Source organism: Cyanobium sp. BA20m-p-22, assembly GCF_024346275.1.
In the GTDB taxonomy this organism is placed as follows: Bacteria; Cyanobacteriota; Cyanobacteriia; order PCC-6307; family Cyanobiaceae; genus Cyanobium_A.
Genome location: NZ_JAGQCQ010000102.1, coordinates 1 through 10,880 on the forward strand (window position 1 = coordinate 1; position 10,880 = coordinate 10,880).

Genomic DNA, 10,880 nt, shown 5'->3' on the forward strand with positions numbered 1-10,880 from the left:
CCCCTCCCGCTTTGCGTGGGCGATCGCCGCGGCCAGCTGGGGCCGGGAATCATCGGCACCAGATCGAACCTCGGTGTAGCTGCCGACCTCTAGGCAGCCGTCCTCATCAGGGCAGCAGCCGCTCAGGAACAGATCCAGATCACGGCGCTGGGCCTGCAGGCCGTAGTTGCGGCCGTTCTTCGATTCGCGGCTGAGGCGGAGATAGGTGACGTAACGGCCCACGCTTGAATCCCCCCGGTGTACGAACAGCCTACACCCGGTGTGGCTAGTACGCAAGGGGCAGCACTAGGCAGCACTAGGCACAACTAGGCAAAACACCAGGCATCCCTAGGCAGCTGCACTAGGCACCTCTAGGCACCCCTAGGCCTGCTCCCACATCCAGCGGGCCGGGCCTCCTGTATCAAGGGCGGACTTGCCAACCAGCCGCCAGCTCCCGGCCTGGGGGTGGTGGCGCACATCGCCGGAGGCGGCCTTGGTGGCCCATGTATTCCAGGAGCCCCTGTTGGCGCCGGTCAGCATGGCCAGCTCGGCGGTGGTGATAGGCCCGGGCGGGGGATCAGGAATCACCCGGTCAGGGGATGGCGGCTCGGCCTGCAGATGGGCGGCCCCGATGATCTCCAGCTGGCCTGGGCCCAGGGGCACCCGTTTAGGGGTCACCGGCTGAGCTGATCGAGGGGCAGCGCTCACCCGTTCTGGGGATGCGAGGCGCTGCAGATCTGCTACGGCAGCACCCAGGGCCTCCACCCGGGCCAGCAGATCAGGGCCAGCAGGGGCGCCGGCCTGCTGCTCGAGCGCTCCACCTAGGCCGGCTTCAATCCAGCGGCGCACCAGGGCAGACAAGGGGCGGCCATCAGCTGCAGCTCGGGCCCGCAGGCGCTCCAGCAGCTGGGGCTCCAGCTCGAGGCTCAGCTGGGCTCCCTTGCGATCGCGGGCCATGGCATCACTAGGCAGCACTAGGCAGCAGCAAACCACCTCCCGCAGGCGGGCACCAGGGGCCGGGCAACGGCGCAACCTCCCGCGGCCCGTCAGCCGGCCGGCAGCGCCACCCCATCCAGCCCCTCCAGGGCCTCGGCCAGCAGCTGGGCCACCACCGCCACATCCTCCGAATCCAGCCGCGGGCAGGCAATCGCCAGCCGGGAGGGGATGCGGCCCACCACCAGCTGGGCCTGATCGCGAACCAGGGCGCCGGCCTGTTCCGCCACCACCCGGGGCACCAGCTGGCGCTCCAGATCTTCCCGGGCCAGCTGCAGCAGGCGGGCCCGTTCGGCCTCGCAACGGGCGCGGCTCACCAGCCAGGTCGGCAGGGCCTCAGCCTCAGCCGCCAGCTGAGGGGCAGCCGGATCGAAGCCCACCCGCAGGCCCTGGCGCACGATCGCCGCAGCGTCAGCCATCGGCCGCGGCCCCCTGCTGCTCCAGCCCCTCCAGCTGGCGGCACAGGCCCAGCAGGGCTTGGTTGATCTCCGAATCCAGCAGCCGATGGCAGGCCCTCGCATCCATCTCAGCCGCCAGCTGCGAGGCGATCCGGTGGGGCATCGCCAGCAGCTGATCGCGCACCATCCGGGCCGTTGCCATTGCCTCATGGCGCACCTCGGTCGCGGGCAGCAACTCACCGCGGCGCTGGAGGGCCTCCAGCCTGGCCAGCTCGGCCAAGTAATGCTCTTTGCGCTCCTTGCTCACGTTGAGGGCGGGAATCGCATCTTCAGGCAAGCCCGCCACCAGCTGGGCCAGGCCCTGGGCCACAGCCGCCGGGTCGGGGCCCTCGGCCGCTGCTCCTGATCCAGCAGCAGGCGCCGGGGGCAGGTTGGCGGTGGGGCTGTTTGTCTGCTCCCTCAGGATGCCGCGCACCCAATCGCGCAGGGTCGGCAGCCCCTCGGGCTGCAGCTCCAGCAGCTGGGCGCCCCCCTTGCCGCCGGGCCTCAGATGATCGCCCAGCAGGCCGGCATCCTTCAGCCGGTAGAGGGTCGATCGGCTCCGGTGACCCAGGTGGGCCGCGGCCGCGCTGAATGAAACAGCAGCCATCCTGCAGTGTCCTGGGTTGTACTTAGTACAGTCTGCGGAGGACATAACCCGCGACAGAACAGGACGCGGGTAGGGTTTGTTGTATCTATTCGGCAAAATTAGGGCCTTTATTATTGCTGTCCTGTCCTACTTTGCCGGGGTAGACTCTACCGATAGCGTGAGACTCAAGTGCCCCTCACTTATTTTTTAGCCCGGAAGGACCCGCGAGGGGGGGTGGGGTTAGCCCTTGCCATACCCGCGGGCGGCTGAATCCAGGGCACGGCTAAAACCAGCGATGAACCGGGCCCGGATCACGGTTTCCGTCTCAGCTCGAAGGGCCGGCCCACCCGCTGAAGCCCCAGCGACGATCGAACCGATCGAGGGCCCGTGTAGGGCCTCGAGCTTGCCGCCGCGGCCCCGACGCAAGACAAGCCGGTTCCCACTGCGGCCCGTTGCCAGGAAGGCGGCGGCTACGGGCTTGCGGCCATTAGCCCGCAGCACTAGGGCGGTGAGGGGTTTCCCTGGCTTGGTTGGCTTGCCCCATCCCAGGCCTCGGCCCAGGCCAGGCTGACCAGTGGCACGGCGGCCAGGGCGGGCCCCGTACTGGGCCAGGGTCGGCGGGCGGCGGCTAAATCCCACCGTTGCCGACTGGCCATCAGGGGCCACCCGTACCGCTCGCACGTCTTGGCGCACCCGGCGGGATGCCAGCCCATAGCGCTCGCTGATCCCCTTCGCCACCGTGCTGGGCACGGCCTTAGCGGCAGCGGTCACCCCGGCCCGTGTGGCCTTGGCCAGCAGCTGGGGGCTCAGTGATTCGGCCATCTTCGCCAGCTGATCTAGGCCGCTGATTTCAAGGCGAACGGATGCCATGGGCCTCTGCTGGAGTGCTGATCTCAGGCTAAAAACCGCGGCCGGGATTGATTAGGCCGCGGCTAAAGCCACTGATCGAGGCTTAAGGGGTGGCGATGGCCAGGGGATTGCCACCGCTCGGGCCTGCAGATGGCGCCAGATCGGTGGCGGCTGGGGTGGCGGCGCTGGGGTGGGGCTTTTTTCTCCCCTACAGAGAATCTCTATAGGGGAACTTTTAGCCCCAGCGATCGGGGCCCCCAGCTCAGCGATCCAGGCAGCAGCCAGGGCCTCGGCATCCACCCCAGCAGGCAGGGCCAGCCGGTGGGCCCGGTAGGTGTAGGCATCCCGATCAGTGCCGCGGGCCTTGATCCGTCCGGCCTGCTCCAGCCGCCAGCCGCAGGCCTGCAGCAGGGCCCGCAGGGTGCCGGTAGGCAGGGCAGCCGGGCTCAGCCCCGCAGCCTGGGCCAGCTGGCCGCGGTGGGCGGTGGCATTGACGTGGAGCGCCAGCACAGCCGCATCGGTGGCGGCGATGGTCTCCCCAGCAGCGAACCGCTCCAGCAGCTGGGGCAGCCCCAGGGCCTGCAGGGCACTGATCTGTTGGCCTATGGCCACCCGCAGGCGGTCAGGGGCAAACGGCCGGCCGGCCGGATCGAGGGCGGCGATCGCGGCCTGATCGTGGGCGCCCACCAGGGCGAGGGCTTCTGGGGTGGTGAGCAGCCAGCCCAGCCGCAGCTGATCGCGCAGGCCATTGCGGTCGGCCTCCAGCAGCTCCAGGGTCGGCGGGCACCCCTCCAGCCCCCAGCGCTCGGCCAGGCGGTGGCGCTTCAGGGCAGCCTGATCGAGGGGCTCCAGCCGGCGGCGCTTGGCCAGCTCGGCGGCCTCCAGCTCGGTGAGGGGCCGGGCCCCGATCACAGCCTGATCGGCAGCATCCCGGTAGGCGGCGGCGGCAGCCTGCAGATCGGCCGCGGCCACAGCACCAGCAGCAGGGCAGGGCTCCGGGCCGGGGGCCTGCAGCTCCCATCCCTCCCGCTCCAGCAGGCCGCTGATCGTGGCGCGGTAGCTGAACCTCTGGCGGTTGCGCTGGGCCCCCAGCTCAGCCCAGGCAGCCAGCCAGGCCCCTTCGGCATCGGCTGCGGCCAGCTGGCCATAGAGGGGATCAGCCACGGCCCGTAGGTCTGCGATCAGCTGGGCCGGGTCAGTGGCGCCAGATCCCACCCGCAGGGCAGCACCCGGGCAGCGCTCGGGGGCATACAGATAGGCGGGCACCTCGGGGCAGCGCACCCGGGCCAGGGCCTGGGCCACATGCTCAGGGGCCACCCGGCCCCCGGCGTAAGCGATCACAGCAGCAGGGCGCCAGCGGGCCCAGCTCACCCCGGAACTGATCGCCGGGGTGCAATACAGGGCAAAGGGCACCCCCAGGGCCTGGGCTTCTGCGGTGCGGCGCTCGGCCCAGCCATCAGGGTCGGCGGCCACAGCCGCGGCCAGTTCGGGGGTGGTGGAGTCGAGCACATCCACCAGGGCGCCGGGGCAGCGCAGTCGATGCAGGGCCGCCAGCTGTTGGGCGGAGTTGGCAAACTCCCCTTTTTGGCTGGAGGTCCAGCAGAGGAACGGCTCACCAGCGGCCACCAGCTCGGCCCAGCGGGCCTTAAACGCAAGGGCCGCGGCCTGGGGTTGTTTGAATCCCTCGGGGGAATGGAGGGGCCGGCCAGCCATCGGCCGGGCAGCGCTGTCGATCACATGGGCGCGGCGGCCGGTGAGGGCCTCCAGCAGGGTCACAGCCCAGGCGGGCATCCCAGCTTCGGCGGCGATTATCTGCAGGGTGCGGGGCAGCTGCTCGGCCGCGGTGCGCAACACCTCGGCGCGGTAGCCGGCCAGGGTGGTGCCGGAGCTGAGCAGCAGATGCTCCACAGCCTGGGCCCACTCATCGGCCATCAGCACGGCCCCGGCCCAGCCGGTCGGGCTCAGCTGCAGGGCACTGGAGGGGCGCCAGGAATCCCAGCAGGCAGCCACCCCCTGCCAGCGCTCATCGGTGCCGGGCAGCGGGCGCCAGGGCACCCCCACCCGCTCGGCGGCGGCTTGGCCCAGGGCCTGGCGGTGGGAGGGCATCAGCAGGGGCACCCCCGCAGCAGCGAGGGGCGCCACATGGGAGGCGATGCCCTCAGTTTTGCCGGCTCCCATCCCGGCGGTCAGGATCACCAGCGGCGCCACAGCAGGGGCCGGGATCGGGGCGGCATCAGCCAGATAGGCACCAGCCGCGGCGATCACATCGGCGGGGCGCTGCAGGGGCAGGACAGCCCGGGGGCCGGTGTCAGCCAGGGCCCGCTCGAGGGCCTCGGGGCCAGCAGCAGCCAGCAGATCATCTGCGCCGGTCTTGTCATGCCTAGGCAGCAGGGGCAGGCGGGCCACCTCCACCCGGCCACCAGCAGAGCGGAGGGCCCGGGCAAGGGCACCAGCAGCCGCGGCCACCTTGGTGGCGGTGGAGGGCTTGGCCTCGGCATCGAAGGCGATCACCCAGCGGCGGCCGGGGGCCAGCAACTGGAGGGCCTCGATCAGCCGCTCTGATCCATCGGGCCCGAGTCGGCGGCCCATCTGCACCCCGGGCAGGGCCACCGCAGCCCAGCCAGCACTGACGGCGGCGAGGCTTTTTTTCCAGCCCTCGCAAACCACCAGCTGCAGGGAGGGGTGGGCCAGGGCCCAGGGCCAGAACCCGGCGGCCTGGGCCGCGGCATCAGGGCGGGGCAGGCCTTGGCGATCAGCGATCAGCTCCCAGCAGCGCAGGGGCACCCGGGGCAGCAGCAGGCCGCCCCCATCGGGGTGCTGGGGTTGGGCTTCGTAGCGGACCGATTGGCCAGGCAGAGGCTCCCAGTTGCCGCGGCCATCCCGGCGGCCCTTGGCCCGAGGGCTCGAGGGCTTCCACTGATCGAAGGGCTCCAGCCCGGGCAGGGCATCGCTCAGCGATCGCCAGCCACCAGCAGCTAGGTGGCGGTAGCGCTGATCGAGGCGGATCAGGCGATCAGCCAGGAATCCCGGCTGGGCCTGGGGCAGGCCGCTGGCGGTTTTGCTGGCGGTCTGGAGCTGGAGGCGGGCATAGGCCACCAGCTCGGCCCGCTCGGCCTCCCAGTGGCGATCGGTGCCGGGGCCCCAGCTGGCGACGTTGCCCGCGCCCACATCGGCGGCGATGGCTGAGCGCTGCAGCTCGGCCCAGTGGAGGGGCAGCAGGGTGGAGGGGGTGGCGATCACAGCTCCACCTCCTGCAGCTGCAGCAGGTAGGGGTGGGCCGGCTCAGCCGGCTGGCCTGGGGTGATGGTTGGCGGCCAGACCCCTTCAATCGGGCAGGTCCCAGCCCCCTGCCGTTGCAGCTCGGCATAGGCGGCGATGCTCTGCCGGTCGGCGGTGAAGGCCCTCACCACTCGGCCGCGGCTATCGGTGGTGAAGGCCCACAGCCGGCTGGCGGGAGGGCGGCGGCTGGGGAACGACTCCCGCAGCCAGGCCGGGGCCTCGGCGGTTGGATTAGCCCACCGCAACTCCACCTCTTTACCGAGGGCTTCTGCGTATTGCGGCCGCTGGGAACGGGCAGGCAGCAGCCGTAAACCCGTTCCGTAGCTAAGATCTAGGGGTGTACTAACCGGGCGGGGTTGCGGCCGGTCACCGAAAGGAATACGATTCATGGAACGGGCCCGGCATCGCCGGGTTGTGTATCCAGATCCCTCCCCGGGTGCAATCGAGAGAGGGGGTCTGGGTTGTCAGTTAGGAAGGGCCTCCGGTTTCGTACCCGGGGGCCCTTTCGCCTTTTCAGGCGTTATTCATGCCGCTGGAGAGGCGGTCGGTATTGGCACCCCTAGGCGGGCGCCTTCGATCGTGATCGCATGGCGAACTAGATCGCTCAGGGTTATTCCCTGGGCCGCGGCGACTTTGTGAAACCAGGCCCGCTCATCTGCGGCGACTTTCACCGTTAGGAGAGTGTCGCGATCGGTGTGAGTGAACATCAGGATTCACAAGATCTATACACCACGCTACCGATAGTGGCCAGGAGCGCAAGGGCTGGCCGCCATTTAGGGCCCCTAGTTTGGCCGCTTTCTAGTCATACAGGCGTTTTTGAGTTATTCCAGCTGCAGGGGCTCAGCCCACTAGATCTGGGATTGCGCCCCGGCGCATGTCCCGCAGATGCTCTGCGGCCAGCTCGTAGTAACGCACCGTCCCGGTCGTTGGTTTGAGCGGTCCCATCTCCTTCATCCGGTCGCCAATGATCTCTTCTTCTTGCTCGGTCATTACCGCGCCGTGGGCATAGATCAGCCCAGGGGGTAGCGATCCATCAGGGAAACCAGCGGCAACAAGAACCCGCAGGCGGCGGCGCTGTCTCTTGGATGGGCGGCAGCGTTCTGGCTTGGATGGCCGGCTGCAGCCCTCCTCAAGCAGATCTATTTCTGCATGCCACCTTTCGTAGAGGTCGGGATGATGTCCCATCTGCGTGATTCGATCCCGCAGCCACTCCATGCGGCTCAACTTGCCACCTCCTGAGCTCGGGCCATGGCCCGGGCGTCAATGCAGGTCCACACTTCGCTCAGCTGGCGGCCCACCTCTTGGGTAGCCGGGTCGTCTAGGTCAACCGCTGCGGGGTCCTGCAGGTGCCGGGCCCGGCGGCCAACACTTGCCAACACCAGGAACTCGGCCACGGAGAACGGCTCCTCGCCGCTGGCAAGCATTAGCGGGGCCATCCCTTGAATTGCTTCACTCCATCCCTCCTGGGGGATAGCGGCGAGGCCATCGGCTAGGCCGACAGCTAGCTCCACCTTTGAAGCTAGGAACTCCCGCAGGAACTCTTCAATCTGGGCCTGTTCGGCTTCCATAGTCATGGGGTGCGGTTGGGGTTTAGGGGTGTGAGTCATCAGGCCACCTCCAGCAGCAGCCGGTCCCGGGCCTCGCTCAGCCGCTCGAAGCGGTGGCGATCGCCCCCGGCGTCGGGGTGGTGGTGGCGGGCATGGGCTCGATAGGCGCTGCGGATCGCGGCCGGATCGAGGGGGCCCGATTTGGGCAGCTGCAGCAGGCCGCGGGCATCGCCGGAACTGACCCGGCCGGCCAGCAGATCGCCCAGGCTGGGGCCGGTGTGGTGGCCTTCGTAGGCCCGCAGCTGACACCAGCTGTAGAAGGCCTCCCAATCCGCAGGGGGTGGCCCCTGCAGCTGATCGAGGCGCAGGATCACCCCCCAGAACAGATCTCGTCGGAAGCGATCAAAACGGCCAGCCTTCAAAGCCTCGGCGGCCGATGCAGCAGCAGGGGCCAGGGCGGCGGCCTTGCGGCAGGCAGCCCCGGCGGTGGCGTATCGCTTGCCAGTGAGGGCCTGAACTCGGTTCAGCAAATAGGCCTCGGCTTCGTATCCGCTCACCCATGGGCCCGCAGCCCCGCAGGGCAGCACAGCAGCAACGGCCGCGGCCGCTTCGGGGGTGGCCCGCTGGGCGATCAGCTCGAGGGCATGGGCCCGGGCCAGTTGCTTGCCTTTGGCGGTTCGCTGATCGGCCTCGATCTCCTGCAGCAGCAGAGCGCAGGCATCAGGGCTCAGGCGTTGATCGAGGGGCAGCCGGTGGCGGCGCTTGAACTCCCGGACCTTTTCAGGCTTAAGGCCCATGGCCTGGGCATCGGCGCGGGCGGCTACCCAGGCCGGATCGGTCTCGAACTGGCGCCGGCTTTGGGCCACGAACTGGCGCAAGGCTTCGGCGGCCTGCTCGGGGGTGGTGGTGGTTTTGCAGGCCTTGGCGTCTAGGTCGCTGGCGTCAGGCTCAAAGGTTCGGCGGGGGAAGTCGTAGGCCATCACTCCCACCCCTCGAGCTCGAGCTCGTCCTCGTCGGCCTCGGGAATCTCCCAGCGGTCGTCCTCGTCAACCTCAGCCACCCACCTCCCGGGGGTGCTGTCGATCTCATCGAGGGCCAGGGCGATGGCCATGTTTGCCGTGGGCTGGCGGTCCCCATAAAGGGCCTCCAGAACGCGGCTATGGCCGGCCCTTGGATTTAGCCCGAGGTGGCGGCGCACCTCGGCATCGAACAGCTCTGGCCGCAGCTCAACCGGCCGGCCGGCCCTTTCGTTTATCGCTTGGTGGCAGTCGATCAGGATTTGGCGGTCTTCCTGCAGGCGCTGGCCCAGCAGATGACGGCGCAGTGCATCAGCGGGTGTCATCACGCCACCTCCCGGGCGAACCCATGGGCGGAGCAGGGCGGCCGCTTGGCCCGGTGGCGGGGCACATCAAACCCCTTGATTTGCGGCGGGCCGTCCATCAAGCCTTCAACCCGGGCCAGGCCGGCATCCAGTTGGGCGGCATCCCAGCCGCCAGCCTTAACGCTCTCCGATGCCAGCCGGCCCCAGGCGGTGACATAGGCAGGGCTCTGGGGCAGCTCCTCCACGTCGGAGGAATAGATCAGCCCGGGCAGATAGAGGGCCTCGGGTAGGTCGGCCCCAGTGGGGTGGCCTCCGATGATCTGGGCAACGATGCGGGATTGTTCCCGGCGGGATTCGATCACCCCGGCGCGCAGCTGCTCCCAGGGCCTGGGCAGCTCGATCTCCTGCACCTCGGCCCAGATCATGAGATTTGGTGCGCTCGGGTCGTAGTAGCCCCCATCGGGCTCGATCAGCCAGACGTGATGCCCCCAGGGTTTGGCCCAGGGCACGGTGCGGCCGGTGCGCAGATCACGGCAGCCCCGAATCATCAGGGAACCGATCACGGCGCGGAGCTGGGGGAATACAGCGAGGGCGGCCTGGGCCCGGTGGTGGCAGTTAGTCCCGGCCCCATCGGTGGCGGTGATGATCTGCAGTTGGGAGAGGTGATTCATTGCGCCATCCCCCGGGGCCCGATGGCCAGATAGGCGGCCCGGGTGGCGATCGGAACAAAGAGCGGAAGGGCAGCCGTTCGGGATTCGATCTCGGCCGCCAGCTCTTGCAGCTCCAGGCGGGTAGCGGTGGTGGCTTCGTAGGTGGCCCGTAGGGGGCTGGGGTGGCCCAGGGCCTGGGCATCGGCCCGGGCCTCCTCCCATAGGCGGGCGTGGTTCTTCTCAGCGATCCGGTAAGTCGCGGCCAGGTAGCGGTTATTCATCAGCCCACCTCCCCGGCGGTGGTGGCCTGGGGCAGCTGGGCAAGGCCAGCCAGCAGCAGGGCACGGCCTAGGGCGGTGCGGCTTGTTCCCATGGCGCAGGCGGCGGCCTGCAGTTGGGCGTGTTGCCGCTGGGGCAGCTTTAGGGGCAAGGGCATCATTGGCTCCCCCGGGCGGCGGCAGTCGGGAATAACGAATGGCGCTAAATCGGCAGGCATAGGTAAGCCGTTAGGAACCCTTGCAACGTATGGACGGCATCCGGGCAGCCCTCCACCCCAGAACGGCACCCCAGGGCACACAATCCCGCCAGATCCCAGCCAGGGACTGCAGGAGGGCGGGCTCGCAGTAGCAGGGAAACAGCTCGGCCGGGGCAGATCAGGCCACCGCGGCCAGCCCCAGCCGCTCTAGTGCCAGCTTCACGGTGGAGGGGCTCCAGGCGTTGCCGGCCTTGGTGACGGTGCCGGCCGCGGCCAGGGCAGCGCTCATCTGGCGCAGGCTGGCCCCCTGGGCGGCCATCGCGGCAAGTACGGGCCGCAGCCGCTCGCTGCCGGCTTGGGCCCGAGCGCGGGCCTCATCGTTGCGGGTCCGGGTGTTAGCCCGCAGGCCGCCCAGCTTCACCCCCCGGGCACGGGCGGCAGCGAGGCCGGCCTTGGTGCGGATCGAGATGAAGTCGCGCTCCTGCTCGGCTAGGGCCGAATAAATATGAAGTTGGAACTTGTCCGCGTTCGGCATACAGGCCACACGGAAGCTCAGCCGGCGATCCTCCAGCAGCCCGGCGATGAAGGACACCCGGCGGCTGAGGCGGTCCAACTTGGCCACCAGCAAGGTGGCCCCCTCCCGCTTTGCGTGGGCGATCGCCGCGGCCAGCTGGGGCCGGGAATCATCGGCACCAGATCGAACCTCGGTGTAGCTGCCGACCTCTAGGCAGCCGTCCTCATCAGGGCAGCAGCCGCTCAGG

15 protein-coding genes and 1 pseudogene are annotated in these 10,880 nt (G+C 69.2%); all 16 read right to left on the reverse strand.

What is annotated here, in order from left to right:
• Positions 1–222: pseudogene (locus tag KBZ15_RS10150) on the reverse strand (recombinase family protein); the annotation flags it as partial.
• Between the two features lie 138 nt (positions 223–360).
• Positions 361–936 (reverse strand): hypothetical protein, encoded by a 576-nt coding sequence (locus tag KBZ15_RS10155; RefSeq protein WP_255015099.1) that lies wholly within the window; start codon positions 934–936, stop codon positions 361–363.
• A gap of 89 nt (positions 937–1,025) precedes the next feature.
• Positions 1,026–1,391, reverse strand: coding sequence for a hypothetical protein (locus KBZ15_RS10160; RefSeq protein WP_255015101.1), 366 nt, complete (start codon positions 1,389–1,391; stop codon positions 1,026–1,028).
• Positions 1,384–2,019, reverse strand: a complete 636-nt coding sequence (locus KBZ15_RS10165) for a hypothetical protein (protein WP_255015102.1) — start codon at positions 2,017–2,019, stop codon at positions 1,384–1,386. Before KBZ15_RS10165 ends, KBZ15_RS10160 begins: the two co-directional genes overlap by 8 nt.
• Before the next feature lie 219 nt (positions 2,020–2,238).
• The gene (locus KBZ15_RS10170; RefSeq protein WP_255015103.1) at positions 2,239–2,868 is read right to left on the reverse strand and encodes a phage tail protein; all 630 of its coding nucleotides are present in this window, start codon (positions 2,866–2,868) and stop codon (positions 2,239–2,241) included.
• A gap of 51 nt (positions 2,869–2,919) precedes the next feature.
• Complete coding sequence (locus KBZ15_RS10175) at positions 2,920–6,087, reverse strand: DUF3854 domain-containing protein (RefSeq protein ID WP_255015104.1); 3,168 nt, start codon at positions 6,085–6,087, stop codon at positions 2,920–2,922.
• Positions 6,084–6,515 (reverse strand): hypothetical protein, encoded by a 432-nt coding sequence (locus KBZ15_RS10180; RefSeq protein ID WP_255015105.1) that lies wholly within the window; start codon positions 6,513–6,515, stop codon positions 6,084–6,086. The genes KBZ15_RS10175 and KBZ15_RS10180 overlap by 4 nt, the downstream gene beginning before the upstream one ends.
• 135 nt (positions 6,516–6,650) lie before the next feature.
• Positions 6,651–6,797: a hypothetical protein gene (locus KBZ15_RS10185; protein WP_255015106.1), complete on the reverse strand. Its 147-nt coding sequence runs from the start codon at positions 6,795–6,797 to the stop codon at positions 6,651–6,653.
• A 169-nt stretch (positions 6,798–6,966) separates the two neighbouring features.
• Complete coding sequence (locus KBZ15_RS10190; RefSeq protein WP_255015107.1) at positions 6,967–7,350, reverse strand: hypothetical protein; 384 nt, start codon at positions 7,348–7,350, stop codon at positions 6,967–6,969.
• Positions 7,347–7,733: a hypothetical protein gene (locus KBZ15_RS10195; RefSeq protein ID WP_255015108.1), complete on the reverse strand. Its 387-nt coding sequence runs from the start codon at positions 7,731–7,733 to the stop codon at positions 7,347–7,349. Before KBZ15_RS10195 ends, KBZ15_RS10190 begins: the two co-directional genes overlap by 4 nt.
• Entirely contained in the window at positions 7,733–8,653 is a 921-nt protein-coding gene (locus tag KBZ15_RS10200) for a J domain-containing protein (protein ID WP_255015109.1), read from the reverse strand. The genes KBZ15_RS10195 and KBZ15_RS10200 overlap by 1 nt, the downstream gene beginning before the upstream one ends.
• Positions 8,653–9,015 (reverse strand): hypothetical protein, encoded by a 363-nt coding sequence (locus KBZ15_RS10205; protein ID WP_255015110.1) that lies wholly within the window; start codon positions 9,013–9,015, stop codon positions 8,653–8,655. Before KBZ15_RS10205 ends, KBZ15_RS10200 begins: the two co-directional genes overlap by 1 nt.
• Positions 9,015–9,665 (reverse strand): hypothetical protein, encoded by a 651-nt coding sequence (locus KBZ15_RS10210; protein WP_255015111.1) that lies wholly within the window; start codon positions 9,663–9,665, stop codon positions 9,015–9,017. The genes KBZ15_RS10205 and KBZ15_RS10210 overlap by 1 nt, the downstream gene beginning before the upstream one ends.
• Positions 9,662–9,925: a hypothetical protein gene (locus KBZ15_RS10215; protein ID WP_255015113.1), complete on the reverse strand. Its 264-nt coding sequence runs from the start codon at positions 9,923–9,925 to the stop codon at positions 9,662–9,664. The genes KBZ15_RS10210 and KBZ15_RS10215 overlap by 4 nt, the downstream gene beginning before the upstream one ends.
• Positions 9,925–10,080, reverse strand: coding sequence for a hypothetical protein (locus tag KBZ15_RS10220; protein ID WP_255015115.1), 156 nt, complete (start codon positions 10,078–10,080; stop codon positions 9,925–9,927). Before KBZ15_RS10220 ends, KBZ15_RS10215 begins: the two co-directional genes overlap by 1 nt.
• A 217-nt stretch (positions 10,081–10,297) precedes the next feature.
• A partial coding sequence (locus KBZ15_RS10225) for a recombinase family protein (protein WP_255015116.1) occupies positions 10,298–10,880 on the reverse strand: 583 nt, incomplete at its 5' end.